At 66.8% G+C, this 23,646-nt stretch carries 27 protein-coding genes; 14 read left to right on the top strand and 13 right to left on the bottom strand.

Translation table 11 applies throughout. The features are described from left to right. The first annotated feature begins 67 nt into the window (after positions 1 to 67). From ihfB to trpB, 4 genes are all read left to right on the top strand, one after another. Positions 68 to 352 carry an integration host factor subunit beta gene (gene ihfB, locus GIY56_RS03725; RefSeq protein ID WP_154763483.1) on the top strand — a complete coding sequence of 95 codons (285 nt, stop codon included), beginning with the start codon at positions 68 to 70 and terminating at the stop codon, positions 350 to 352. A gap of 60 nt (positions 353 to 412) precedes the next feature. After that, positions 413 to 832 (top strand): lipopolysaccharide assembly protein LapA domain-containing protein, encoded by a 420-nt coding sequence (locus tag GIY56_RS03720; protein WP_154763482.1) that lies wholly within the window; start codon positions 413 to 415, stop codon positions 830 to 832. 3 nt (positions 833 to 835) lie between these two features. Beyond that, positions 836 to 1,468, top strand: a complete 633-nt coding sequence (locus GIY56_RS03715; RefSeq protein WP_154763481.1) for a phosphoribosylanthranilate isomerase — start codon at positions 836 to 838, stop codon at positions 1,466 to 1,468. 69 nt (positions 1,469 to 1,537) lie between these two features. After that, positions 1,538 to 2,764, top strand: a complete 1,227-nt coding sequence (trpB, locus tag GIY56_RS03710; protein WP_154763480.1) for a tryptophan synthase subunit beta — start codon at positions 1,538 to 1,540, stop codon at positions 2,762 to 2,764. Positions 2,765 to 2,768: 4 nt separating this feature from the next. Here the strand turns inward: trpB and GIY56_RS03705 are convergent, their stop codons facing one another. The 3 genes from GIY56_RS03705 to pth are packed head-to-tail and all read right to left on the bottom strand — an operon-like array spanning position 2,769 to position 4,508. Further along, on the bottom strand, positions 2,769 to 3,365 hold the full coding sequence (locus tag GIY56_RS03705; RefSeq protein WP_154763479.1) for a DUF4893 domain-containing protein: 597 nt from the start codon (positions 3,363 to 3,365) through the stop codon (positions 2,769 to 2,771). Positions 3,366 to 3,383: 18 nt separating this feature from the next. Next, positions 3,384 to 3,758: a DUF2237 family protein gene (locus tag GIY56_RS03700; protein ID WP_154763478.1), complete on the bottom strand. Its 375-nt coding sequence runs from the start codon at positions 3,756 to 3,758 to the stop codon at positions 3,384 to 3,386. Positions 3,759 to 3,818: 60 nt separating this feature from the next. Then, positions 3,819 to 4,508 (bottom strand): aminoacyl-tRNA hydrolase, encoded by a 690-nt coding sequence (gene pth, locus GIY56_RS03695; RefSeq protein WP_328288427.1) that lies wholly within the window; start codon positions 4,506 to 4,508, stop codon positions 3,819 to 3,821. Positions 4,509 to 4,661: 153 nt separating this feature from the next. Here pth and GIY56_RS03690 point away from each other — a divergent pair, with 153 nt between their 5' ends. From GIY56_RS03690 to GIY56_RS03670, 5 genes are all read left to right on the top strand, one after another. Further along, entirely contained in the window at positions 4,662 to 5,294 is a 633-nt protein-coding gene (locus GIY56_RS03690; RefSeq protein ID WP_154763477.1) for an ATP-dependent Clp protease proteolytic subunit, read from the top strand. Positions 5,295 to 5,447: 153 nt separating this feature from the next. Next, positions 5,448 to 6,713 (top strand): ATP-dependent Clp protease ATP-binding subunit ClpX, encoded by a 1,266-nt coding sequence (clpX, locus tag GIY56_RS03685; protein ID WP_154763476.1) that lies wholly within the window; start codon positions 5,448 to 5,450, stop codon positions 6,711 to 6,713. Between the two features lie 109 nt (positions 6,714 to 6,822). Then, complete coding sequence (locus tag GIY56_RS03680; protein ID WP_154763475.1) at positions 6,823 to 7,197, top strand: NADH:ubiquinone oxidoreductase subunit NDUFA12; 375 nt, start codon at positions 6,823 to 6,825, stop codon at positions 7,195 to 7,197. Next, a complete protein-coding gene (gene mlaD, locus GIY56_RS03675; protein WP_154763474.1) occupies positions 7,198 to 7,665 on the top strand; it encodes an outer membrane lipid asymmetry maintenance protein MlaD in 468 nt (155 codons plus the stop codon). It begins immediately after the preceding gene. Beyond that, positions 7,662 to 8,012 carry a DUF2155 domain-containing protein gene (locus GIY56_RS03670; RefSeq protein WP_328288426.1) on the top strand — a complete coding sequence of 117 codons (351 nt, stop codon included), beginning with the start codon at positions 7,662 to 7,664 and terminating at the stop codon, positions 8,010 to 8,012. Before mlaD ends, GIY56_RS03670 begins: the two co-directional genes overlap by 4 nt. Here the strand turns inward: GIY56_RS03670 and aat are convergent. From aat to hisF, 5 genes are all read right to left on the bottom strand, one after another. Then, positions 7,979 to 8,608, bottom strand: coding sequence for a leucyl/phenylalanyl-tRNA--protein transferase (aat, locus tag GIY56_RS03665; protein WP_154763473.1), 630 nt, complete (start codon positions 8,606 to 8,608; stop codon positions 7,979 to 7,981). The two genes, GIY56_RS03670 and aat, sit on opposite strands and share 34 nt — an antisense overlap. A gap of 9 nt (positions 8,609 to 8,617) precedes the next feature. Next, entirely contained in the window at positions 8,618 to 9,964 is a 1,347-nt protein-coding gene (accC, locus tag GIY56_RS03660) for an acetyl-CoA carboxylase biotin carboxylase subunit (RefSeq protein WP_154763472.1), read from the bottom strand. Between the two features lie 3 nt (positions 9,965 to 9,967). Then, positions 9,968 to 10,465 carry an acetyl-CoA carboxylase biotin carboxyl carrier protein gene (gene accB / locus GIY56_RS03655; protein ID WP_154763471.1) on the bottom strand — a complete coding sequence of 166 codons (498 nt, stop codon included), beginning with the start codon at positions 10,463 to 10,465 and terminating at the stop codon, positions 9,968 to 9,970. Positions 10,466 to 10,571: 106 nt separating this feature from the next. Then, complete coding sequence (locus GIY56_RS03650; RefSeq protein ID WP_154763470.1) at positions 10,572 to 10,886, bottom strand: phosphoribosyl-ATP diphosphatase; 315 nt, start codon at positions 10,884 to 10,886, stop codon at positions 10,572 to 10,574. Next, positions 10,883 to 11,644 carry an imidazole glycerol phosphate synthase subunit HisF gene (gene hisF, locus GIY56_RS03645; protein WP_154763469.1) on the bottom strand — a complete coding sequence of 254 codons (762 nt, stop codon included), beginning with the start codon at positions 11,642 to 11,644 and terminating at the stop codon, positions 10,883 to 10,885. The genes GIY56_RS03650 and hisF overlap by 4 nt, the downstream gene beginning before the upstream one ends. Before the next feature lie 99 nt (positions 11,645 to 11,743). Between hisF and selD the strand changes: the two genes are divergently transcribed. The 3 genes from selD to GIY56_RS03630 all read left to right on the top strand — a co-directional run bounded on the left by selD (position 11,744) and on the right by GIY56_RS03630 (position 15,502). Continuing rightward, positions 11,744 to 12,799 (top strand): selenide, water dikinase SelD, encoded by a 1,056-nt coding sequence (selD, locus tag GIY56_RS03640; RefSeq protein ID WP_154763883.1) that lies wholly within the window; start codon positions 11,744 to 11,746, stop codon positions 12,797 to 12,799. A gap of 157 nt (positions 12,800 to 12,956) precedes the next feature. After that, positions 12,957 to 13,601 carry a TRAP transporter small permease subunit gene (locus tag GIY56_RS03635; protein WP_154763468.1) on the top strand — a complete coding sequence of 215 codons (645 nt, stop codon included), beginning with the start codon at positions 12,957 to 12,959 and terminating at the stop codon, positions 13,599 to 13,601. After that, positions 13,598 to 15,502, top strand: coding sequence for a TRAP transporter large permease (locus tag GIY56_RS03630; RefSeq protein ID WP_154763467.1), 1,905 nt, complete (start codon positions 13,598 to 13,600; stop codon positions 15,500 to 15,502). The genes GIY56_RS03635 and GIY56_RS03630 overlap by 4 nt, the downstream gene beginning before the upstream one ends. A gap of 57 nt (positions 15,503 to 15,559) precedes the next feature. Here the strand turns inward: GIY56_RS03630 and GIY56_RS03625 are convergent, their stop codons facing one another. The 5 genes from GIY56_RS03625 to GIY56_RS03605 form a co-directional block, all read right to left on the bottom strand. Then, positions 15,560 to 16,681, bottom strand: coding sequence for a TRAP transporter substrate-binding protein (locus tag GIY56_RS03625; RefSeq protein WP_154763882.1), 1,122 nt, complete (start codon positions 16,679 to 16,681; stop codon positions 15,560 to 15,562). Positions 16,682 to 16,870: 189 nt separating this feature from the next. Next, positions 16,871 to 18,145 (bottom strand): phosphopyruvate hydratase, encoded by a 1,275-nt coding sequence (eno, locus tag GIY56_RS03620; RefSeq protein ID WP_154763466.1) that lies wholly within the window; start codon positions 18,143 to 18,145, stop codon positions 16,871 to 16,873. Positions 18,146 to 18,424: 279 nt separating this feature from the next. Then, the gene (locus tag GIY56_RS03615; protein WP_154763465.1) at positions 18,425 to 19,111 is read right to left on the bottom strand and encodes an endonuclease/exonuclease/phosphatase family protein; all 687 of its coding nucleotides are present in this window, start codon (positions 19,109 to 19,111) and stop codon (positions 18,425 to 18,427) included. 78 nt (positions 19,112 to 19,189) lie between these two features. After that, entirely contained in the window at positions 19,190 to 20,590 is a 1,401-nt protein-coding gene (locus GIY56_RS03610; protein WP_154763464.1) for a protein adenylyltransferase SelO, read from the bottom strand. 60 nt (positions 20,591 to 20,650) lie between these two features. Next, positions 20,651 to 21,352 carry an aquaporin gene (locus tag GIY56_RS03605; protein WP_154763463.1) on the bottom strand — a complete coding sequence of 234 codons (702 nt, stop codon included), beginning with the start codon at positions 21,350 to 21,352 and terminating at the stop codon, positions 20,651 to 20,653. 143 nt (positions 21,353 to 21,495) lie between these two features. On the opposite strand from GIY56_RS03605, the gene obgE reads away from it, so the two are divergent. Together obgE and proB are read left to right on the top strand one after the other, a co-directional pair. Further along, on the top strand, positions 21,496 to 22,527 hold the full coding sequence (gene obgE, locus GIY56_RS03600; protein ID WP_154763462.1) for a GTPase ObgE: 1,032 nt from the start codon (positions 21,496 to 21,498) through the stop codon (positions 22,525 to 22,527). Continuing rightward, positions 22,515 to 23,627 (top strand): glutamate 5-kinase, encoded by a 1,113-nt coding sequence (gene proB, locus GIY56_RS03595; protein ID WP_154763461.1) that lies wholly within the window; start codon positions 22,515 to 22,517, stop codon positions 23,625 to 23,627. The genes obgE and proB overlap by 13 nt, the downstream gene beginning before the upstream one ends. Positions 23,628 to 23,646 lie beyond the last annotated feature (19 nt).

Genomic DNA, 23,646 nt, shown 5'->3' with positions numbered 1-23,646 from the left:
TGCGTTGCCTTCTTGTCGCAAGCTGTGCGAACGACCTCATGCAGCCGTTACGCCATCTGGGGGGATGATGATCCGTTCCGAACTGATCCAGCTTATTGCTGACGAAAACCCGCATCTGTTCCGGCGCGATGTCGAGCGGATCGTGAACACGGTTTTCGAGGAGATCATCAACGCCATGGCCCGCGGTGATCGGGTCGAACTTCGCGGCTTCGGCGCCTTTTCGGTGAAAAAGCGCGACTCCCGGACCGGCCGCAATCCCCGGACAGGGGAGTCGGTCGATGTCGATCAGAAATATGTCCCCTTCTTCAAGACCGGAAAACTGTTGCGCGATCGGTTGAACGGGGACGCCTGACGGGGCAAAACCGCTGCAGGAACCACGGCCGCACCCGGCGGCCGCAAGCAAGGACCACCGATGCGCTTTCTTCGCCTGATCTTCATCGTGCTGCTGGCAATCATCCTGGTCGCGGTTGCCCTGGCCAACCGCGACATCGTCACGCTGTCCGCCTTTCCCGCGAATTTCGGACAATACCTGGGCGGGCGCTGGTCGGTCGATCTTCCGCTGTTCCTGGTCATCTTCCTGGCCTTTGCCGTCGGGATGCTGGCCGGCCTGGTCTGGGAGTGGCTGCGCGAATCCCACATCCGCCGCGAGGCACGCCTTCACGCCGGCCGCGCCGCCAAGCTGGAGAGCGAGGTCGGCCACCTGCGCGACCGCCACGCCGCGCCCAAGGACGAGGTTCTGGCGATCCTCGAGCGCCCGAAGAACGCCCCGCCTGCCGTCCCCGCAGCCCCGACCGCGCCTGCGTCGGGAACCACGCTGCCCGCCCGGTCCTAGGACATGGCCCAGGTCAAGATCTGCGGTCTGCGGCGGCCCGAACACATCGTTGCCGCAGCCGAGGCCGGGGCGCGCTATGTGGGCCTGGTCTTCTTTCCGAAATCGCCCCGCGCCGTGTCCATCGACGAGGCCGCCGAGCTGGCGGCCCATGTCCCGGTCGGCGTCGCGCGGGTGGGGCTGTTCGTCGATCCCGACGACGCCCTGCTGACCGAGACGCTGGCCCGGGTGCCCTTGGACATCATCCAGCTTCACGGTTCCGAAAGCCCGGACCGCGTTGCCGCCGTCAAGGCGCTGACCGGCCTGCCGGTGATGAAGTCGGTGGGCCTGTCGGGACCTGACGACCTGCCCGCGCTGACCGATTATGGCCTGGTGGCCGACATGCTGCTGGTCGATGCCAAGCCCCCGAAAGGCGCCGATCTGCCGGGCGGCAACGGGCTGGCTTTCGACTGGCGCCTTCTGGTCGGGCGCAAGTGGCTGCGCCCCTGGATGCTGGCGGGCGGACTGACCGCGCAGAACGTGGCCGAGGCGATCCGCCTGACCGGCGCCCCTGCCGTCGACGTGTCGTCGGGCGTCGAGATCGAGCCGGGGGTGAAGGACGAGGCGCTGATCCGTGCCTTTATCGCGGCGGCAGGCTGACCTTGGCCTTTCCGTCCGCGACCGTCGGCGTTATGACGGCTTGCTTGCATCTTAACGAAGGCGCGTCCGATGGCAGATGATCTGGTGAACAGCTACAAGACCGGTCCCGACGAACAGGGCCGCTTCGGCATCTATGGCGGCCGCTTCGTCAGCGAGACGCTGATGCCGCTGGTCCTGGATCTGGAGGCCGAATACGAACGCGCCAAGACCGACCCGGATTTCTGGGCCGAGATGAACGACCTGTGGACGCATTACGTCGGCCGTCCCTCGCCGCTCTATTTCGCGGAACGCCTGACGGAATACGCGGGCGGCGCCAAGATCTACATGAAGCGCGACGAGTTGAACCACACCGGCGCGCACAAGATCAACAACGTGCTGGGCCAGATCCTGCTGGCGCGCCGCATGGGCAAGACCCGGATCATCGCCGAAACCGGCGCGGGCCAGCATGGCGTGGCGACCGCCACCGTCTGCGCGCGCTTCGGGCTGAAATGCATCGTCTACATGGGCGCCCATGACGTGGAACGCCAGGCGCCCAACGTCTTCCGGATGCGCCTGCTGGGGGCCGAGGTGGTGCCCGTCACCAGCGGCCGCGGCACGCTGAAGGACGCCATGAACGACGCCCTGCGCGATTGGGTCACGAACGTGCGCGACACCTTCTATTGCATCGGCACGGTCGCGGGACCGCATCCCTATCCGGCCATGGTGCGCGACTTCCAGTCGATCATCGGGAAAGAGGTCAAGGAACAGATCCTGCCCCGCGAAGGCCGCCTGCCCGACACCATCGTCGCGGCCATTGGCGGCGGATCGAACGCCATGGGCCTGTTCCATCCCTTTTTGGACGACAAGGAAGTCCGCATCATCGGGGTCGAGGCCGGGGGCAAGGGCGTGGACGACCGCCTGGAGCATTGCGCCAGCCTTTCCGGGGGCCGCGCGGGCGTCCTGCACGGCAACCGCACCTATCTGTTGCAGGATGACGAAGGCCAGATCCTGGAAGGCCATTCGATCAGCGCCGGGCTGGATTATCCCGGCATCGGGCCGGAACATGCCTGGCTGCACGACACGGGCCGCGCCGAATATGTCAGCATCACCGATGATGAGGCGCTGGAGGCGTTCCAGCTGTGCTGTGCCCAGGAAGGCATCATCCCCGCACTGGAACCCAGCCACGCCCTGGCCCACGTGATGAAGATCGCCCCCGGCCTGCCGCGCGACCACCTGATCGTGATGAACATGTGCGGGCGCGGCGACAAGGACATCTTCACCGTCGCCAAGCACCTGGGCGTGAAGGTCGAGGCGTGAAGCCTCAGCGCGTCAGCACCAGCACGTTCAGGACCGATTCACGATAGGGCAGCGGCATCACCAGCCGCGCCCGATCCTGGCCCAGAACCTCCAGCACGCCGACATCGGGCAGCGTCTCGGTCGCGCCGGTGTCGATTTCGGCTGGAAAATCGGCGTAGGGCCGGGGCTGTTGTCCCCCCACGAAGGACGATCCCAGATAGATCCAGCGGTCCCCGATCTGTTGGATCGTGCCGCTGGTGCGCTGCGATCCGGTCAGCTTGTCGAAATGCAGGATGCCGTCCCGCGCCTCGATCCGGCAGCGGAAGGGGGGATAGGCGACCAGCGGCATCACGCCGCCCATCTTGACCATGGCGCATTGCCAATCGCCCGGCAGGCTGTCCGCCAAGGACTGGTTGGGCGCCATGCCCGGTCCCTGCAAGGCGTTGATGGCGGAAACGATCTCCTCGTCGCTGCCCAGCGACAGCACCTGCAGCAGGGCCTTGCCCGCCGCCGCGTCCAGCTGGTCCAGCCGCGCCTGGTCGTCGGGCCGGATCGCCTGGGCGGCGCCCGCCACGGGCAGTCCGAGGGCCAGCGCCACGGCAAGCGCAAGGGCTTTCGTCATTGTCAGATCCTTGATGTTTCAGGTGCGCGCGTCCGCCGCGTGGGCCTGCAACAGCGCCAGGGGCACGATGTCGGTGGCGCGGGCATGGGTCGCGGCCAGCACCACCTTGGGGGCGGCGAATTCCTGGGCGGCCTGCAGGAACCGCGCGGCGCACAGACACCAGCGGTCGCCGGGCTTCAACCCGTCGAAGCGGAACTCGGGACGCGGCGTGGACAGGTCGTTGCCCAGGTATCTCGACACCGCCAGGAATTCGGCATCGACGATCACGCAAACCGTATGGCTGCCGGCGTCACCCTGCCCGGTATCGCAGCAGCCGTTGCGATAAAAGCCCGTCAGCGGCTTCATCGAGCATGGCTCCAGCCGGGTTCCCAGCACGTTCAGCGATGGTTCCATGGCATGTCCTCCTTGTGACAGGCTACAGCCATGCGGCGGGCGCGCCAAGTCCCGCGCCGATCACCGCTGGCGGAAACGATCGGTCAACTGCCGCAGCTTGTCGGGCAGGCTCGCAGGCTCTGCGGGGGCAGCGGGCGCCGGGGCAGGCTTTTCGGCCACGGGCCGGGTGCCGCTGTTCCGCGCGGGCTGCATCCGGGCCGCCACGGCGTTCTGGAAGCGCGGGCCGTCGCCCGCGGCCAGGGCCTTGGCCCCGTCCGAGACGCCGCGCAGCAGGTCGTCCAGCCAGTCGCCGTCCGCCTTGGCAAAGTCCGACAGCACATGACCCGCGACCCGGTCCTTGTGGCCGGGATGGCCGATCCCCAGGCGGACGCGGCCGTATTCCGCGCCGACATGCTGGTGGATGGACCGCAGCCCGTTATGGCCCGCATGGCCGCCGCCCTGCTTGACACGGCACTTGCCGGGGGCCAGGTCCAGCTCGTCATGCATCACGATCACGTCGGCGGGGGTCAGCTTCAGATAGCGCATCGCCTCGCCCACGGACTGGCCCGACAGGTTCATGAAGGTCTGCGGCTTCAGCAGCACGACGCGTTCGGCCCCAAGCCGCCCTTCGGACACAAGGCCTTGAAAACGCGCCTTCCACGGCGAAAAACCGTGATCGGCGGCAATCCGGTCCACGGCCATGAAGCCGATATTGTGGCGGTTCGCCGCGTATTTCGCGCCGGGATTGCCCAGGCCGACGATCAGCTTCACGCGTTCCTCCTGCGGCCCGTGCGGGCGAAGTTCGTTCCATGCCTTGCGGCGGACCTTGCCCGTTACTAAGACTCTGTCAACCTTTCGCGGCTAACAGATGGGATCAGCGCCCTGACGAATCGCGCAAGCAGGGACACAAGGCAAGGACAGACGATGACCGATCCGGCAGAATTCTACATGAACACCCTCGTTCCCATGGTGGTCGAACAGACCTCGCGCGGGGAACGGGCCTACGACATCTTCTCGCGCCTGCTCAAGGAACGGATCATCTTCGTCTCGGGACCGGTCCATGACGGCATGTCCACCCTGATCTGCGCGCAATTGCTGTTCCTGGAAGCGGAAAATCCGAACAAGGACATCAGCATGTACATCAACAGTCCCGGCGGTGTCGTGACCTCGGGCCTGTCGATCTATGACACGATGCAGTATATCCGGCCGCGCGTGTCCACGCTGGTCGTGGGGCAGGCCGCGTCGATGGGGTCGCTGCTGCTGGCCGCGGGCGAGCCGGGGCTGCGCTATTCGCTGCCCAACAGCCGGGTGATGGTCCACCAGCCCTCGGGCGGGTTCCAGGGGCAGGCCACCGACATCCTGATCCATGCGCGCGAAACCGAAAAACTGAAGCGCCGGTTGAACGAGATTTACGTCAAGCACACCGGTCGCGACCTGCCCGAAGTCGAGGAAGCGTTGGAGCGTGACCGCTTCATGTCGCCCGAGGAGGCAAAGGACTGGGGTTTGATCGACGAAGTCGTCGCGCCGCGCGGCAAGGCGGAACCCGAGAAGAAATAGACTTGTTGGGGATTGTGACGGGCGCGCGTCAACCCTAACATAAAGGGCATACCCCGTGGCGGCCTGTCCGCCGCGGACCAATTCAGATGCGGCACAGGGCGACGGGTGCCGCCTGCAGGCCGGAAGGCCTGTGGCAATCAAGGAACGTGGACGATGGCGAACCAGTCCGGCAGTGACAGCAAGAACACGCTCTATTGCAGCTTTTGCGGCAAGAGCCAGCATGAGGTGCGAAAGCTGATCGCGGGACCCACCGTGTTCATCTGCGACGAATGCGTGGAACTGTGCATGGACATCATCCGCGAGGAAACGAAATCCTCGGGGCTGAAATCGGGCGACGGGGTGCCGACGCCCAAGGAAATCTGCGCGGTGCTGGACGATTACGTGATCGGCCAGGAACACGCCAAGCGCGTCCTGTCGGTGGCCGTCCACAACCACTACAAGCGGCTGAACCACGGCACCAAGGGCGACATCGAGCTGGCCAAGTCGAACATCCTGCTGATCGGCCCGACCGGCTGCGGCAAGACGCTGCTGGCGCAGACCCTGGCGCGGATCCTGGACGTGCCCTTCACCATGGCCGACGCCACCACCCTGACCGAGGCCGGTTACGTGGGCGAGGATGTCGAGAACATCATCCTCAAGCTGTTGCAGGCATCCGAATACAACGTCGAACGGGCGCAGCGCGGCATCGTCTATATCGACGAGGTGGACAAGATCACCCGCAAGTCCGACAACCCCTCGATCACCCGCGACGTGTCCGGGGAAGGCGTGCAGCAGGCGCTGCTCAAGATCATGGAGGGCACGGTCGCGTCCGTTCCCCCGCAGGGCGGGCGCAAGCATCCGCAGCAGGAATTCCTGCAGGTGGACACCACGAACATCCTGTTCATCTGCGGCGGCGCCTTTGCGGGCCTGGAACGGATCATCGCGCAGCGCAACAAGGGCACGGCGATGGGTTTCGGCGCCTCGGTCAAGGACAACGACGACCGCGGCGTGGGCGAGATGTTCAAGGAACTGGAACCCGAGGATCTGCTGAAATTCGGCCTGATCCCGGAATTCGTCGGCCGTCTGCCGGTGATCGCCACGCTGACCGACCTGGACGAGGAAGCCCTGATCATCATCCTGACCAAGCCGAAGAACGCGCTTGTGAAGCAGTATCAGCGCCTGTTCGACCTGGAAGGCGTGCAACTGACCTTTACCGAGGACGCGCTGCAGGCCATCGCCAAGCGCGCCATCAAGCGCAAGACCGGCGCGCGGGGCCTGCGGTCGATCATGGAGGACATCCTGCTGGACACCATGTTCGAGCTTCCCGGCATGGACAGCGTCGAGGAGGTCGTGGTGAACGACGAGGCGGTGGACAACCCCGCGGTCAAGCCGCTGCTGATCCATTCGGATCCGAAAAAGGAAACGGCCTCGGCAGGCTGAGGCGGGGGCCGCAAGGCCCTTTGCCATGCCGCCGCTGCACGGGCAGGCTGGATCTTCGCCGCGCTTTGCGCCATAGCTTTGCCAGCCAAAGACCAAGAGGTTCCAGCTTATGTCCTTCCTGCTTCGCGTTTTGACCTGGTGGAACAGCCAGACGATCAACACCCAGTTCTGGACCTGGCGGAACGGCATCAAGGTCGGCGAGGATGCCGAGGGCAACATCTTCTACCAGAACAAGGACGGGTCGCGCCGCTGGGTGATCTTCAGCGGGGAATCGCAGGCCAGCCGGGTCAGCCCGGAATGGCATGGCTGGCTGCACCACACCTGGAACGAACCCCCGACCAAGGCGCCCTTGCAGCACAAGTCCTGGGAAAAGCCGCACAAGGAAAACCAGACCGGGACCACGGGCGCCTATTATCCCGAAGGCTCGCTGTATCATGCCGAGCAGCCCGTGCGGCGCGATTATGACGCCTGGCAGCCGGAATAGATGACGACCGGGATCGAGCATCGGGCCGAGTTGCTGGCCGGTGCCGCGGTGCTGCTTGCCGCCGCCGGGTTTCTGGTCTGGGGCTTTGGCGAGGGTCTTGCCCGGGAAACCGGCTATGAGGTCCGCGCCTCGTTTCCCGATGTGGACGGCGTCGCCGTGGGCACCGAGGTCCGTCTGGCCGGGGTCCGCGTCGGCCGCGTGTCGGATGTCCAGCTGAATCCCGACACCTATATGGCGGATGCGCGGTTGACGATTCCCGGCAACATCGCCTTGCCGGCGGACAGTGCTGCGCTGATCCAGACGGACGGGCTGCTTGGCGGCGCCTATATCCTGATCCAGCCGGGCGGCAGTCCCGAGAACCTTGCTCCGGGGGACGAGATCGAGGATGTGCAGGGCGCCGTCAGCCTGCTGTCGCTGATGATGAAGTTCGTGGACAGCCAGGCGCAGGACGAAGGGGACCAGCCGTGATCCGCATCGCCCTGCTGCTGGCCGCCCTTGCCACGCCCGCCGGTGCGCAGCAGGTCGCGCGGGCCGACGGGGCGTTGCTGCGCGGCCTTGACAAGATCTCTGGCCGCACGACGGACCTTCCCGTTCAGGTGGGCGAGGCTGTCCGTTATGGCCGATTGGAAATCCGGCTTGGCGAATGCCGCTATCCGGCGGGTGATCCCAGTTCGGACGCCTATGCGCAACTGACCATCGCGGACATGTCGCAGAACGTCATGCGGTTCAGCGGCTGGATGATCGCGTCCTCGCCCGCGTTGTCGGCGCTGGATGATGCCCGCTATGATGTCTGGGTGATTTCCTGCCAAAGCTGATCCCCTGAGGGCAGGGGATGCGCCATCAGATCGGCGCGTCGGGCCAAGGCATTGGCCAGAAGCCGGTGATAATGCTCTCGCGGTATTTCCCGGCCGCCCATGCGGGCCAGGTGCGGGGTCAGGAATTGCGTGTCGAACAGGGTGAAGCCGCAGCGCGCCAGGTGGCTGGACATCCACAGCAGCGCCATTCTGGAGCCGTTGGTCCGGGCTGAAACCATGGATTCCCCGAAGAAGGCCGCCCCCAGGGTCACGCCGAAGATGCCGCCCGCAAAGACGCCCTCGTGCCGGATTTCCAGGGCATGGGCGTGGCCCGCGCCGTGAAGCTGATGATAAAGCCCCATCAAAGGCGCGTTGATCCAGGTCGTCTCACGATCCGCGCAGGCCCCCACGACGGCGTCGAAATCGCCGTCCAGATGCGCCGACCACCCCCCCTTGCGAAGATCCCGCAGCAAGGATCGCGAGGCATGGACCCTGCCCACCGGCAGAATCCCCCGCAGCGGCGGATCATACCAGTAAAGGCGCGGGTCATGGGCGCTTTCGGCCATGGGAAAGACGCCGCGCGCATAGCCTTTCAGCAATTGCGCGGGCGTCAGCATGGTCCCGGATCAGCCGAACTTCTGATCCAGCCAGCGTTCCAGCCAGTGGATCGAGTAGTTGCCTGCAAGGATGTCGGGTTCCTTCAGCAAAGCCGTGAACAGCGGGACGGTCGTGTCGATGCCGTCCACGATCAGCTCGCCCAAGGCGCGGTCCAGGCGGGCCAGCGCCTCGGGGCGGTCGCGGCCATGCACGATCAGCTTGCCGATCAGGCTGTCGTAATAGGGCGGGATCGAATAGCCGTCGTAAAGCGCGGAATCGATCCGCACGCCAAGGCCGCCTGGCGCATGATACTGGGTGATCCGGCCCGGGCAGGGCGAGAAGCCCGGCACCTTTTCGGCGTTGATCCGAACCTCAATCGAATGGCCGCGGATGGTCAGGTCTTCCTGGCGGAATTCCATGGCGGCGCCCGATGCGACCAGGATCTGCTGGCGGACCAGGTCCACGCCGAAGATCGCCTCGGTCACCGGATGTTCGACCTGAAGGCGGGTGTTCATCTCGATGAAGTAGAACTCGCCGTCCTCGTACAGGAACTCGATGGTGCCGGCCCCGGAATAGCCGATCCGGGACACGGCATCGGCGCAGATCTGGCCGATGCGGGCGCGTTCCTCTGCCGTGATCGCCGGACCGGGGGCTTCCTCCAGCACCTTCTGGTGGCGGCGTTGCAACGAACAGTCGCGTTCGCCCAGGTGGACCGCGCGGCCCTTGCCGTCGCCGAAGACCTGGATTTCGATGTGGCGCGGCCTTTGCAGGTATTTCTCGAGATAGACATCGGGGTTGCCGAAGGCGGCCTTGGCCTCGGCCCGGGCGGTGCGGAAGGCGACCTCAAGGCCCGCCTCGTCGAGGGCGACCTTCATGCCGCGCCCGCCGCCGCCTGCGGTGGCCTTGATGATGACCGGATAGCCGATCTGGGCCGCCACGCGCTTGGCCTGGTCCACGTCATCGACGCCGCCGTCGCTGCCCGGCACGCAGGGCACGCCAAGCGCCTTCATGGTGTCCTTGGCGGTGATCTTGTCGCCCATGATGCGGATATGTTCCGCGCGCGGGCCGATGAAGGTGATGCCGTGGTCTTCCACCATCTGCACGAAGGCGGCGTTTTCCGACAGGAAGCCATAGCCCGGATGGATCGCCTGCGCGCCCGTGATCTCGCAGGCGGAAATGATGGCGGGCATGGACAGGTAGCTGGCCGAGGACGGCGCGGGACCGATGCAGACGGATTCGTCGGCCATGCGGACATGCATCGCGTCGGCGTCGGCGGTGGAATGGACCGCGACGGACTGGATGCCCATCTCGCGGCAGGCGCGAATCACGCGCAGGGCAATCTCGCCCCGGTTGGCGATCAGGATCTTGTCGAACATGGCTTACTCGACGACCATCAGGGGCGCGCCGAATTCGACCGGGGTGCCGTCGTCGATCAGGATGCGCTTGACGGTGCCCGCACGGGGGGCGGGGATGTGGTTCATGGTCTTCATCGCCTCGACAATCAGCAGGGTGTCGCCTTCGGCGACGGTCTGGCCGATCTGGACGAAGGGTGCGGCGCCGGGTTCGGCGGACAGGTAGGCGGTGCCCACCATGGGCGAGGTCACGGCGCCGGGCAGGCTGGCCGGATCCTCGGAAACGGCGGGCAATTGCGCGGCGGGGGCAGCCGAGGGGGCGGCGGGGGCTGCGGCAACCGGGGCCGCGGCATAGGTCACCTGGCGCGCGTGCTTGGACAGGCTGACCGTCAGGCGGTCGTGTTCGCCATATTCGCGTTTCACCGACAGTTCCGACAGTTCGCTGGAGTTCAGCAATTCCGCCAGAGACTGGATGAAAGCCACGTCGCCTTCGTGATGCTTGCCGTTCCGGGAATCGTTGCTCATGCGGTCCTCTGCCATGTTTCTTCGGTCGCGGCCCGGCCGCAACAATTTGCCCGCTTATAGACCCCAAGCCCCGCCAAGGGAAAGGGTGTGAGACGGGCTTGTCCGATCACGACGGCCGCGCCGCCTTTTCCGCGATCCCCGAGGTGCCTGCGCGGCGGTCCAGTTCCGCCTCCACGTCAGCTAGGGTCACGCCGCGCGCGGCCAGCATCACCAGCAGATGAAAGATCACGTCGGCGGCCTCCGCCGTCAGGCGGGCGCGGTCGCCCTTGACGGCCTCGATGATCGCCTCGACGGCTTCCTCGCCGAACTTCTCGGCGCATTTTTCGGGACCTTTGGCCAGCAGCTTGGCGGTCCAGCTGTCGTCCGGGCTTGCGGATTGGCGCGCGGTGATGGTGGCGGCCAGATCGTGGATCGCGCTCATGCCAGCCTCACCGGGATGCCGGCGGCGGCCATGTGGGCCTTGGCCTGGGCGATGGTGAAGGTGCCGAAATGGAAGATCGAGGCGGCCAGGACCGCGCTGGCATGACCCTCGGTTACGCCTTCGACCAGGTGATTCAGCGTGCCGACCCCGCCCGAGGCGATCACGGGAATGTTCACCGCGTCCGCGATGGCGCGGGTCAGGGGGATGTTGAAGCCCGCCCGGGTGCCGTCGCGGTCCATGGAGGTCAGCAGGATCTCTCCCGCGCCCTTAGCCTCGACCATGCGGGCGAATTCCACGGCGTCGATGCCGGTGGGCTTGCGGCCGCCGTGGGTGAAGATTTCCCAGCGGCCCTCCGCGACGGTCTTGGCGTCGATGGCGACCACGATGCACTGGCTGCCGAAGCGGTCGGCTGCCTGGGCCACCACGTCGGGGTCGGCCACGGCGGCAGAGTTGAAGCTGACCTTGTCGGCCCCGGCCAGCAGCAGCGCCCGCACGTCCTCGTGCGTCCTGACGCCGCCGCCCACGGTCAGCGGCACGAAGCACTGTTCCGCCGTCCGCGTCACCAGGTCGAACATGGTGCCCCGGTTTTCGTGCGTGGCGTGGATGTCCAGGAAGCAGATCTCGTCCGCTCCGGCGGCGTCATAGGCCTTGGCCGCCTGCACGGGATCGCCCGCGTCGATCAGGTCCACGAAGTTGACGCCCTTGACGACGCGGCCATCGGCCACGTCCAGGCAGGGAATGATGCGGGTCTTGAGCATGGGTTCTCTCCTTGCCCCGCCGTCCTATGCGCAAACCGCGTTCCGTTGAAGATGCGATTTGCGGGTGATAGCGTGGCGCGAACCGAAGCGGAGGCCCCGATGGACGACCAGCACAAGACCGAACCGCGCCTGACATCCCTGTCCCACGGCGGCGGCTGCGGCTGCAAGATCGCGCCGGGGGTGCTGACCGGGCTGCTGCGCGGCACGGCGATGCTGCCGGTCCCCGAGGCGCTGCTGGTGGGGATCGAGACCTCGGACGACGCCGCCGTTTACCTGCTGAACGACCGGCAGGCGCTGGTGGCGACGACGGATTTCTTCATGCCCATCGTGGACGATCCGCTGGATTTCGGGCGCATCGCCGCGACGAACGCGATCAGCGACGTTTACGCGATGGGCGGCACGCCGATCATGGCGTTGTCGCTGGTGGGAATGCCGATCAACACGCTGTCCGGCGAAACCATCGCCCGCATCCTGGAAGGCGGCGCCATGGCCTGCCGCGAGGCGGGGATTCCCATCGGCGGCGGCCACACCATCGATTCGGTCGAGGCGATCTATGGCCTGGTGGCCCTGGGCCTGGTCGATCCGGCGCATGTGAAGCGCAATTCGGGCGCGCGTCCGGGCGACGTGCTGATCCTGGGCAAGCCCTTGGGCGTCGGCGTGATGTCGGCGGCGCTGAAGAAAGGGGCGCTGTCCGATGATGGCTACGGCGCGATGATCGCCGCCACGACCAGGCTGAACACGCCGGGGCCGGATCTGGCGCGGCTGGCGGGGGTTCACGCGATGACCGACGTGACGGGCTTCGGCCTGGCGGGCCATGCCCTGGAAATGGCGCGGGGGTCGGGCTGCGAATTGCGGCTGGACTGGGCCGCCGTGCCGCTGTTGACCGGGGTGCGGGAACTGGCGGGTTCGGGCCATGTGACGGGCGCGTCGGGGCGGAACTGGGCCAGCTATTGCGACGACGTTCTGCTGCCCGAGGGATTCGCCGACATCGACCACGCGCTGCTGACCGATCCGCAGACCAGCGGCGGGCTGCTGGTCGCCTGCGCCGAGGATCAGGCGGACGCGGCCCTGGCGATCTTCCGCGATCACGGCTTTGCCGAGGCGGCGGTGATCGGACGCGCAGTTGCAGGGCCGGGCCGTCTTGTGATCGGCTGACCCCAAGGCGGCAGCCGCCTGCTGCCGAACTGCCCTTTCAAGGGTGACGTAACGGCCAAGTTACCGAAATTCTTGACCGGTTTCCGGCCTTCGCGCATACCCCAGGGACAAACGGGCTGGCCGGATCGACAAGGGCCGGCCAGAGGGAGGGTTTTCAATGGGTGGCCTCTTGGCCCTGTCGCGCGGCATCGACCGCCTCAATACCGTGATCGGCCGGAACGTGTCCTGGCTGATCCTTCTGGCGATCTTCGTCAGCGCCACCAATGCCATCATCCGCAAGGCCTTCAGCATTTCGTCGAACGCCTGGCTGGAATTGCAGTGGTATCTGTATGGCGCGGCCTTCCTGCTGGCGGCGGCCTATACGCTGCTGGAAAACGAACATATTCGCATCGACATCCTGTTCGGCGCCTGGCCGCGCCGGGTCCAGCACTGGATCGAACTGCTGGGCCATGTCTTCTTCCTGATGCCCTTCGTCCTGCTGAGCCTGTGGCTGATGTGGCCCTGGCTGTCCCGGTCCTGGCGCACGGGCGAGATGTCGATGAACGCGGGCGGGCTGATGCTGTGGCCCGCCAAGGCGCTGCTGTTCACGGGCTTCGTGCTGCTGCTGCTGCAGGGCATTTCGGAAATCATCAAGAAGATCGCCGTGATGCGCGGCCTCATCCCCGATTACAACATGCCGATGGGCCATCATGCCCCCCTGGACCTGGACGAGGAGCTGCTGCAACAGGCGGGCTTTGCCGATCCGAACCACCCGCTGACCGACCTGCCGGTCGATAAACCGCGCGAGGACATCCGCAAATGATGGAACTTATCGCGCAGAACATGGCGCCGATCATGTTCGTTTCGCTGATCGTCTTCCTGCTGATCGGCTATCCGGTGGCCTTCGCGCTGGCCGCCAACGGCCTTCTGTTCTTCGTCGTCGGGGTGGAACTCGCACCGCTGTCGGGCGGATCCATCAACCTGTCCTGGCCGCTTCTGGGCGCGCTGCCCGACCGCTTCTTCGGAGGGGTCGTCGCCAACGAGACGTTGCTGGCCATCCCCTTCTTCACCTTCATGGGCATCGTGCTGGAAAAATCCGGCATGGCCGAGGATCTGCTGGACACGATCGGCCAGTTGTTCGGCCCGGTCCGGGGCGGGCTTGCCTATGCGGTGATCATCGTGGGCGCGCTGCTGGCGGCGACCACGGGCGTCGTCGCGGCGTCCGTGATCGCCATGGGCCTGATCTCGCTGCCGATCATGCTGCGATACGGCTATGACCGGCGCGTGGCATCGGGCGTGATCGCCGCGTCGGGGACGCTGGCGCAGATCATCCCGCCGTCCTTGGTGCTGATCGTGCTGGCCGACCAGTTGGGCCGGTCGGTGGGCGACATGTACAAGGGCGCGATGATCCCCGGGCTGGTGCTGACGGGTCTCTACATGCTCTACATCTTCACGATGTCGATCATCCGGCCCCATTCCGTGCCCGCCCTTCCAAAAGAGGCGCGGACGCTCGGCTCGGGCGTGACCTCGCTGATCGTGGCGCTGCTGGTGGCGGGGGGCGTCTTCTGGCTGACGGCCCGCTGGCTTGGCCCGACCCATGCCGCGGACGCGCCGATCTGGGGCCTGGTCGCGGCGGTCGGGCTGATCTATGTCGTGGCCCTTCTGGACAAGACCTCGGGCCTGAACGCCATGTCGCGTCTGGCCCAGCAGGTCATCATCGTGCTGATCCCGCCGCTGGCGCTGATCTTCCTGGTGCTGGGCACGATCTTCCTGGGCATCGCCACCCCGACCGAGGGCGGCGCCATGGGGGCCGTGGGCGCCCTGGTGATGGCCGGCATGAAGCGCCGGCTGAGCATGGACGTGATACGGCAGGCGCTTTGGGCGACGACGCGGTTGTCGGCCTTCGTGATGTTCATCCTGATCGGGGCGCGGGTCTTTTCGCTGACCTTCTATGGCGTCAACGGCCACCTGTGGGTCGAACATCTGCTGACCTCGCTGCCGGGGGGCGAGCTGGGCTTCCTGATCGCCGTCTCGCTTCTGGTCTTCCTGCTGGCCTTCTTCCTCGACTTCTTCGAGCTGGCCTTCATCATCGTTCCCTTGCTGGCCCCGGCGGCGGAAAGCCTGGGGATCGACCTGATCTGGTTCGGCATCATCCTGGGCGTGAACATGCAGACCAGCTTCATGCATCCGCCCTTCGGCTTCGCGCTGTTCTATCTGCGATCGGTCGCGCCCAAGGCCCCCTACAAGGACCGCGTGACCGGCCTGACGATGGAGCCGGTGCGGACGGGCCAGATCTATTGGGGCGCGGTGCCGTTCGTCTTCATCCAGATCGTGATGATCGGCGTGGTGATCGCCTTTCCCGGGCTGGTCATGCATTACAAGGGCGCGCCGGTCGATGCCTCGAACGTCCGGCTGGAGATCCCGTCGGGCGGTTCGGGCAGCCTTGGCGGTGGATTGGGCGGCGGTCTGGGCGGCGGCTTGGGCGGTGGCCTCGGCGGTTCGCCGTTCGGGCAGGCCCCGGCAGGTGGTGGCACGTCGGCGCCCTCGGGCGGCCTGGGCGGCACGCCACCGGGTCTGGGTTCGCCCCCGGCGGGCCTTGGTGCCCCTGCGCCTGCCATACCGGCACCGGCAGAGGGCGCTGCCCCGGCCACGCCCCAGCCTGCGCCCGCGCAAGGCGGGCTTGGCCTGGGCGGTCCGCCGCCCGGCCTGGGCGGCAGCAACTGAACCGAAAAAGGCCGGGCGAGATGCCCGGCCTTTCCCTTTGTCACGAAGCGATGACGATCAGCCTTGCGTGGGCGCAAGCTTGCCGTTGCGCTGCTGGATCATCATGAAGGTGTCGAAGGTGTATTCCGCTGTCTGGTTGTACAGATACCAGTCGTCGCGGAACTGCAACTGCGCCTCGTATTGCCGCTTGAAGTGTTCGTTCTGGGCCGAGATCTCGGCATAAACCTCGTTCGCGGCGGCGAAGGCGGCGGTGAGGATTTCCTCGCTGTAGGTCCGCAACTGCGCACCCGAGGCAGCCAGTTCCTTCAGCGCGGTCGGGTTCTTGTAGTCGTATTTCGCCAGCATGTTCTGGTCTGTCGCCTGGCAGCAGGTGCGCAGCAGCGCCTTGTAGCTGTCGGGCAGTTCGTCGAACTTGGCCTTGTTGACGAAGAAGCTGACCGTCGGCCCGCCTTCCCAGAAGCCGGGATAGTAATAATAAGGCGCGACCTTCTGGAAGCCCAGCTTGTTGTCGTCATAGGGGCCGACCCATTCGGCGGCGTCGATGGTGCCCTTTTCCAACGACGGATAGATGTCGCCGCCCGCGATCTGCTGCGGGACCACGCCCAGCTTTTCCACCACGCGCCCGGCCAGGCCGGAAATGCGCATCTTGATGCCCTGCATGTCGGCCAGGGTGTTCACTTCCTTGCGGAACCAGCCGCCCATCTGGACGCCGGTGTTGCCGCAAGGATAGCCGACAAGGCCCACCGTTTCCAGGAACTGGTTGTACTGGTCGATCCCGCCGCCCTGATAGTTATAGGCGTTCTTCGCGCGCGCGCTGAAGGTGAAGGGCAGGTCGGCCCCGCAGGCGAATGCCGGATCCTTGCCCCAGTTGTAGTAACCGACCGAATGCGCGGATTCGACGGTCCCGTCGGCAGCGGCGTTGATCGCGTCCAGACCCGGCACGATCTCTCCGGCGGCAAAGACCTGGATGTTGAACTTGCCGTCCGAGGCTTCCTTCAGGCGCTCGGACAGTTCCGCGCCGCCGCCATAGATCGTGTCCAGCGACTTCGGGAAGGACGAGGCCAACCGCCAGTTGATGGTGGGCGCTTCCTGCGCGATGGCCGGTGCCGCCAAGGTGGCGCCCGCCGCAGCCGCGACGCCGCCGACCGAGGCCTTGGTCAAAAACGACCTGCGGTGCAGGGTCTTGGAATCTTTCATGAACTCTCCTCCGATCAGGGCATCACGATTGCTGCCCGCCGGGGCCTTGCCCCGAATGACCGCAGTTTAGCCCGTGATTGCCGCCTGTCGAGTGGCGAGCGCGCGAGGGCCGGAAAAAATGACGCCGCCCGGCTGTTCCAGGGGCGGCGCTGGCAGCGGGCTTGCCTGCAGTCAGCGCAGGATGCTGCGCCCGGCGTATTCCGCGGTGGCGCCCAGCATCTCCTCGATGCGGATCAGCTGGTTGTATTTCGCCAGCCGGTCGGACCGGGCAAGGCTGCCGGTCTTGATCTGGCCGCAGTTGGTGGCGACCGCCAAGTCGGCGATGGTCGCATCCTCGGTCTCGCCCGAACGGTGCGACATGACGCTGGTGTAACCGGCACGATCCGCCATGCGCACCGCGTCCAGCGTTTCCGACAGGGTGCCGATCTGGTTGACCTTGACCAGCAGGCTGTTGCCGCAGCCCCTGGCGATGCCTTCCGCAAGGCGCGCCGGGTTGGTCACGAACAGGTCGTCGCCCACCAGTTGCACGCTGCCGCCCAGCCGGTCGGTCAGTAGCTTCCAGCCGTCCCAGTCATCCTCGGAACAGCCGTCCTCGATCGACAGGATCGGATAGTCGGCGCAGAGCGCGGCCAGGTAATCGACGTTCTCGGCCGAGGTCAGCGACTTGCCTTCGCCCGCAAATTCGTAGCGGCCGTTCTTGAAATACTCGGTCGCGGCGCAGTCCAGCGCCAGCATGATGTCGTCGCCGGGCTTGTAGCCTGCCTTTTCCACCGCGCGCAGGATGAAGTCCAAGGCATCGCGGGTGCTGGACAGGTTCGGGGCAAAGCCGCCCTCGTCGCCCACGCCGGTCGCCAGGCCCGCCGCAGACAGTTCCTTTTTCAGCGTGTGGAACACCTCGGATCCCATGCGCACGGCGTCGCGGATGTTTTCCGCAGACACCGGCATGATCATGAATTCCTGGATGTCGATGGGGTTGTCGGCATGTTCGCCGCCATTGATGATGTTCATCATCGGCACCGGCAGGATCCGCGCCGACGTGCCGCCGACATAGCGATACAGCGGCTGGTTGGTGGCATCGGCTGCGGCCTTGGCCACTGCCAGCGACACGCCCAGGATGGCGTTCGCGCCCAGCCGGCCCTTGTTGGGGGTGCCGTCCAGATCGCACATCATCATGTCGATGGCGCGCTGCTCGGTCGCGTCCTCGCCGATCAGGTTCTCGGCGATCTCGCCGTTGACGGCCGCCACGGCCTCCAGCACGCCCTTGCCCATGTAGCGGGCCTTGTCGCCGTCGCGCCTTTCGACCGCCTCGTGCGCGCCCGTGGACGCCCCCGAGGGCACCGCCGCCCGGCCCATGGTGCCGTCTTCCAGCGTCACATCGACCTCGACGGTCGGGTTGCCGCGGCTGTCCAGGATCTCTCGCGCGAAAATGTCGATGATGGCGGTCATGGGTGCCCCCTGATGTTTCGTGTCGGCGTCTTCATAGCTGCCGCGGGGGCAGGTCGGAAGTCGAAACTTGGGCCAGGGGATTGCCGGATTTGTCCCGCGACAAATCCGGCCGCGCCTGCCTGCCCCTTGGCAGGCGCGATAACCGCGCCCGCCCAGTCAGGCGCGGCCGGATTGCGGATGTCTGGTCTGGCCGCGCGCCCCTTGCCCTGCGGCTTGCGCCTCCGGGCAATCGGTCCGGGCGAATGTCCACTGGACATTCGCCTGCCGGACCTCTGCTTCTCAGGGCTGCTCGATCTCGGCCCAGATGGGCAGGTGGTCGGACGCCTCGCGGGCCTGGGCACCGGTAAAGACGCCATGCTTCAGCAGCTTCAGGTGCTGCGACATGGCGATGCGGTCGAAGCGGAACTGGGGCAGGGGCGCGGGATAGGACGGGCCGGGCGCGATGACGCGGAACCCCGCCAGCGATTCCAGGCCCCGGCTGTCGTGCCATTCGTTGAAGTCGCCCATCAGGACGATGTTGTCGTCCGCGATCCGCGCGGCCTGCGCGGTGATCCGCGCCAGTTGCGCGCGGCGAGAGGACCGCGCCAGGCCCAGATGCACGCCGATCACCGTCAGCCGGGGCAGGCGCAGGACGACCGCCCCGCGCGGCTCGATCCCCGGCAGGGGCAGGCGGCGCAGCACCGCCTGTTCGGCAAGATCCGGCCGCATCAGGATCGTCTGCCCGTGCCATCCCAGCGAGTTTTCGCCCGTGGTCGTCATGTTCGCCGGCACCAAGCCCGTGGCCTCGTGGATCAGGCTGCGGGGCAGGGCCTCGGGGCGGGCGCCCAGGCGGAAATCGACCTCTTGCAAGGCGATGATGTCGGGCTGAAGCGCGGCGATGACGGCAAGGTTGCGTTCCGGCGCGTGCGGGCCGGTCAGCCCGCGGCATTTGTGCAGATTGTAACTTGCCAGTCTCAACAGGGACATGCCGCCTTTCGATGCTGGTCGCAAGATAGCGGGAGGCAGGGCAGCCGCAAGGGGATCACGCAGCTGCCCGCGATTTGATCAGGTGCCGCAGAAGGTCTGGTGGACGATCTGCTCGGACAGCGGGGCAACTGCCAGGTCGTCCCAATCCGCGCGGGCTTCGCGCGGATGCGTCACGGCGTCGAACAGGCGATGGAAAGGGTCCAGGTCGCCCGCCACGGCAGCGGCGATGGCTTCCTCGATCCGGTGGTTGCGTGGAATGCGGACGGGGTTCGCATGGCGCATCAGGTCCGGGTCGGGATCCTGCGCCCGCCAGTCGGCGGCCCAGGCGTCGAAGGCATCCCGCTCGATGAACTCGTCCCGGGCGCTGCCGTCGGACAGACCGGCGAAAACGCGGGTGAAGTCCGCGCGCTGCCCGGCCATCAGGGTCAGCAGGCGCTCGGCCAGGGGCTGCACGTCCGCCGCCTCGGTCAGGCCCAGCTTTTCGCCGAACCGCCGCATCCATGCCGCCTGATACAGCGGCGCGAAGCCGTGAACGGATTTCGTCGCGGCCTCGATGGCGGCGTCGCGTTCGCCCATCAGGGGGATCAGGCTGGTGGCAAGCTGCGCCAGGTTCCAGACCGCGATCTGCGGCTGCTGCGCCCAGGCATAGCGCCCGCCCCGGTCGATCGACGAAAACACCGTGTCGGGGTGATAGACATCCATGAAGGCGCAGGGACCATAGTCGATGGTTTCGCCCGACACCGCCATGTTGTCGGTGTTCATCACCCCGTGGATGAAGCCAAGCGCCATCCAGTGCGCGATGGTTTCCGCCTGCCGCGCCACGACGTGATCCAGCAGCGACAGCGGGCCGTTCGCGGTTGGATAATGCCTGGCGATGACGTGATCGGTCAGGGCGGCCAGGGCATCGGTCCGGTCGCGCACCGCAAAATACTGGAAGGTGCCGACGCGGATATGGCTGGCGGCCACGCGGGTCAGGACCGCGCCGGGCAGGCCGGTTTCGCGCCACACGGTTTCACCCGTCGCGACGGCGGCCAGGGCGCGGGTGGTGGGCACGCCCATCGCGTGCATGAATTCGCTGACGACGTATTCGCGCAGAACCGGACCCATCCAGGCCCGCCCGTCGCCGCGCCGCGAAAAGGGCGTCGGCCCGCTGCCCTTCAGCTGGATGTCGAAGCGCACGCCGTCGGGGGCCTTGATCTCTCCCAGCAGGACCGCGCGGCCGTCGCCCAGTTGCGGAACGAAGCCGCCGAACTGATGGCCGGCATAGGCTTGGGCGATGGGTTCGGCCCCTGCGGGCACCGCGTTGCCCGCCAGCATCGCCACGCCCTCGGGGCTGGCCAGCCAGTCCGCATCCAGGCCCAGCCGGTGCGCCAGCCCCTCGTTCAGGGCCAGAAGGCGGGGTTCGGCCACGGGCGTGGGCGCCACGCGGGCAAAGAAGCCCTGCGGCAGGCGGGCATAGCTGTTGTCGAAATGGATCATCGGGGGCCTCCTGTCCCTTTCATCTAGGGACCGGAGGCTTGCGGAAAAAGGGCCAGGCCCTCAGCCGCGCGGCTTGACGTGGGGCGAACGGGTGATGCCCGCGCCATGCAGCGCGCCCGCCACGGCCCCGCCCGCCAGCGGCGCCAGGATGAACAGCCACAGTTGCGACAGCGCCTGCCCGCCCGCGAAGACCGCAGGCCCGATCGACCGCGCGGGGTTCACCGACACGCCCGTCACGTTGATGCCGACCAGGTGGATCCCCGCCAGCGTCAGCCCGATGGCAAGCCCGGCAAAGCCCGCCGGCGCGTCGGTCTGCGTGGCGCCCAGGATCACGGTCACGAACAGGAAGGTCGCCACGAATTCGAACACCAGCGCCGCCAGCAGCGTGTAGCCGCCGTTATAACCCACGCCCCAGCCGTTCTGGCCCAACCCGTTCTGCGCCACGGAATAATCCGCCTTGCCCGAGGCGATGACCAGGATCACCGCCGCGGCCGCCACCGCCCCCAGGATCTGCGCGATGCAATAGGTGACGAAATCGCCCATCCCCATCCGCCCCGAGGTCAGGAAGCCCAGCGACACCGCCGGGTTCAACTGCGCCCCCGAGATCGCGCCCAGGCCATAGGCCGCAGCCACGATGGACAGGCCGAAGGCCATGGCGATGCCGTGGAAGCCGATTTCCGCGCCCATCAGGACGGCGGAACCCACGCCGAAGAACACGAGGATGAAGGTGCCGATGAATTCCGCGATGGCCTTGCCGGACATGAACATTCTCCACAGAATCGGGGCGCTTGCGGCCCCCTGGGCCAAGTGTGCTGACGGTGCTTGACTCTGGCAAGAAGTTTGCGGGTCTTGAACCAGGGCACCAGTGGGCGTATCGCATCCCCTTGAACCAGGAGCCTGCCGCCATGAAATTCCTCGACCTCGCCAAAGTCTATATCCGCTCGGGTGGCGGCGGCGCGGGCTGCGTGTCCTTCCGGCGCGAGAAGTTCATCGAATACGGCGGTCCCGACGGCGGCGACGGCGGCAATGGCGGCGATGTCTGGGCCGAGGCGGTCGAGGGGCTGAACACGCTGATCGACTTTCGCTATCAGCAGCATTTCTTCGCGAAATCCGGCCAGCACGGCATGGGCAGCCAGATGACCGGCAAGTCGGCGGACGATGTCGTGCTGAAGGTGCCCGTGGGAACCGAGATCCTGGAGGAGGACGAGCAAACCGTCGTCGCCGACCTGACCGAACCCGGCCAGCGCGTGCTGCTGGCGCGCGGCGGCAATGGCGGGTGGGGCAACCTGCATTTCAAGACCTCGACCAACCGGTCCCCGCGCACCGCCAATCCGGGCCAGCCGGGGGTGGAACGCACGATCTGGCTGCGGCTGAAGCTGATCGCGGATGCGGGGCTGGTGGGGCTGCCCAATGCCGGGAAATCGACCTTCCTGGCGGCGGTGTCGAATGCGCGCCCCAAGATCGCGGATTATCCCTTCACCACGCTGCATCCGAACCTGGGCGTGGTGGGCATCGACAATCATGAATTCGTCATGGCCGACATCCCCGGCCTGATCGAGGGCGCGAGCGAGGGCAGGGGCCTGGGCGACCAGTTCCTGGGCCATGTCGAACGGTCCCGCGTGCTGCTGCACCTGGTGGACGGCACCTCGGACGATGTGGCGACGGACGCCCGCACCATCCTGACCGAGCTTGAGGCCTATTCCCCGGTCCTGATGGAAAAGCCGCGCGTCACGGCGCTGAACAAGATCGACGCCATGGACGACGAGGCGATTGCTGAACGCAAGGCGGCACTGGAGGGCGAGATTAGCGGCCCGGTCCTGCTGATGTCGGGCGTGGCGAAGCTGGGCGTGACCGAGGTTCTGCGCGCGCTGTGGACCCAGATCGAGCCGTCCCGCCAGACCGCGAAGGACGACCCCGAGGCGCCATGGCAACCCTAAGCCCGACCCTGACGGGGGCGCGGCGGCTGGTCGTCAAGGTCGGATCCGCGCTGCTGGTGGACGAAAACGGACTGCGCGGCGACTGGCTGCGGGCCTTGTGCGACGACGTGGCCCTATGGCGCGGGCGGGGCTGCGACGTGGTGCTGGTGTCGTCCGGGTCCATCGCGCTTGGCCGCCGGGTGCTGGGCCTGCCCCTGGGCGCGCTGCCGCTGGAACAGGCGCAGGCCGCCGCCGCCGTGGGCCAGATCCGACTGGCGCGCGCCTATGAGGAAGCCTTGGCTCCCCATGGCGTTACGACCGCGCAGGTGCTGCTGACGCTGGAGGACAGCGCGGACCGGCGCCGTTACCTGAACAGCCGCGCCACCATGCAGACGCTGCTGTCCCTGGGCGTGGTGCCCATCGTCAACGAGAACGACACCGTGGCGACGGACGAGATCCGCTTCGGCGACAACGACCGGCTGGCAGCCCAGATCGCCGTGACCTGCGGCGCGGACCAGTTGCTGCTGCTGTCGGACGTGGACGGGCTTTACACCGCCAATCCCAAGACCGACCCGACCGCCCGCCACCTGCCCGTGATCGAACAGCTGACGCCCGAGATCGAGGCGATGGGCGGCGATCCTGTCTCGGGCCTGTCCAAGGGCGGCATGAAGACCAAGCTGATGGCCGCGCGCACCGCCATCGCCGGGGGCTGCGCCATGGCGATTGCCGAAGGGTCGGTGATGCGCCCCTTGTCGGCGGTGGCGAACGGCGCGCGGTGCAGCTGGTTCCTGGCCGAAAGCGACCCGCAGCTTGCCCGCAAGCGCTGGATCGCCGCGATGAAGCCCAAGGGCGCGCTTGTGGTGGACGAAGGCGCGGTCATGGCGCTGCAAGGGGGCAAGTCGCTGCTGCCCGCAGGCGTGCGCACGGTCGTGGGCGAATTCGGGCGGGGCGATCCCGTGGCGATCACCGGGCCGTCAGGGCAGACGCTGGCGACGGGCCTGACCCGCTATACCGCCGACGAGGCGCGGCGCATCGCGGGCCACCGGTCCGACCGAATCGAGGCGATCCTGGGCTATACCGCCCGCGCCGCCCTGGTCCACCGCGACGACATGGCGCTGTAGCGCCCCGGCCTTGCAGCCG

The organism is Paracoccus lichenicola (assembly GCF_009708075.1).
Taxonomy (GTDB): Bacteria; Pseudomonadota; Alphaproteobacteria; order Rhodobacterales; family Rhodobacteraceae; genus Paracoccus; species Paracoccus lichenicola.
Note: the sequence above shows the minus strand (reverse complement) of the source record. Positions and strands in the feature narration are given on the sequence as shown.

Excerpts from the sequence above, each read along its gene's own strand:
- ihfB (WP_154763483.1), top strand. The coding sequence starts at position 68 with ATGATCCGTTCCGAACTGATCCAGCTTATTGCTGACGAAAACCCGCAT.
- GIY56_RS03720 (WP_154763482.1), top strand. The coding sequence starts at position 413 with ATGCGCTTTCTTCGCCTGATCTTCATCGTGCTGCTGGCAATCATCCTG.
- GIY56_RS03715 (WP_154763481.1), top strand. The coding sequence starts at position 836 with ATGGCCCAGGTCAAGATCTGCGGTCTGCGGCGGCCCGAACACATCGTT.
- trpB (WP_154763480.1), top strand. The coding sequence starts at position 1,538 with ATGGCAGATGATCTGGTGAACAGCTACAAGACCGGTCCCGACGAACAG.
- GIY56_RS03705 (WP_154763479.1), bottom strand. The coding sequence starts at position 3,365 with ATGACGAAAGCCCTTGCGCTTGCCGTGGCGCTGGCCCTCGGACTGCCC.
- GIY56_RS03700 (WP_154763478.1), bottom strand. The coding sequence starts at position 3,758 with ATGGAACCATCGCTGAACGTGCTGGGAACCCGGCTGGAGCCATGCTCG.
- GIY56_RS03690 (WP_154763477.1), top strand. The coding sequence starts at position 4,662 with ATGACCGATCCGGCAGAATTCTACATGAACACCCTCGTTCCCATGGTG.
- clpX (WP_154763476.1), top strand. The coding sequence starts at position 5,448 with ATGGCGAACCAGTCCGGCAGTGACAGCAAGAACACGCTCTATTGCAGC.
- GIY56_RS03680 (WP_154763475.1), top strand. The coding sequence starts at position 6,823 with ATGTCCTTCCTGCTTCGCGTTTTGACCTGGTGGAACAGCCAGACGATC.
- mlaD (WP_154763474.1), top strand. The coding sequence starts at position 7,198 with ATGACGACCGGGATCGAGCATCGGGCCGAGTTGCTGGCCGGTGCCGCG.
- aat (WP_154763473.1), bottom strand. The coding sequence starts at position 8,608 with ATGCTGACGCCCGCGCAATTGCTGAAAGGCTATGCGCGCGGCGTCTTT.
- accC (WP_154763472.1), bottom strand. The coding sequence starts at position 9,964 with ATGTTCGACAAGATCCTGATCGCCAACCGGGGCGAGATTGCCCTGCGC.
- accB (WP_154763471.1), bottom strand. The coding sequence starts at position 10,465 with ATGAGCAACGATTCCCGGAACGGCAAGCATCACGAAGGCGACGTGGCT.
- GIY56_RS03650 (WP_154763470.1), bottom strand. The coding sequence starts at position 10,886 with ATGAGCGCGATCCACGATCTGGCCGCCACCATCACCGCGCGCCAATCC.
- hisF (WP_154763469.1), bottom strand. The coding sequence starts at position 11,644 with ATGCTCAAGACCCGCATCATTCCCTGCCTGGACGTGGCCGATGGCCGC.
- selD (WP_154763883.1), top strand. The coding sequence starts at position 11,744 with ATGGACGACCAGCACAAGACCGAACCGCGCCTGACATCCCTGTCCCAC.
- GIY56_RS03635 (WP_154763468.1), top strand. The coding sequence starts at position 12,957 with ATGGGTGGCCTCTTGGCCCTGTCGCGCGGCATCGACCGCCTCAATACC.
- GIY56_RS03630 (WP_154763467.1), top strand. The coding sequence starts at position 13,598 with ATGATGGAACTTATCGCGCAGAACATGGCGCCGATCATGTTCGTTTCG.
- eno (WP_154763466.1), bottom strand. The coding sequence starts at position 18,145 with ATGACCGCCATCATCGACATTTTCGCGCGAGAGATCCTGGACAGCCGC.
- GIY56_RS03615 (WP_154763465.1), bottom strand. The coding sequence starts at position 19,111 with ATGTCCCTGTTGAGACTGGCAAGTTACAATCTGCACAAATGCCGCGGG.
- GIY56_RS03610 (WP_154763464.1), bottom strand. The coding sequence starts at position 20,590 with ATGATCCATTTCGACAACAGCTATGCCCGCCTGCCGCAGGGCTTCTTT.
- GIY56_RS03605 (WP_154763463.1), bottom strand. The coding sequence starts at position 21,352 with ATGTCCGGCAAGGCCATCGCGGAATTCATCGGCACCTTCATCCTCGTG.
- obgE (WP_154763462.1), top strand. The coding sequence starts at position 21,496 with ATGAAATTCCTCGACCTCGCCAAAGTCTATATCCGCTCGGGTGGCGGC.
- proB (WP_154763461.1), top strand. The coding sequence starts at position 22,515 with ATGGCAACCCTAAGCCCGACCCTGACGGGGGCGCGGCGGCTGGTCGTC.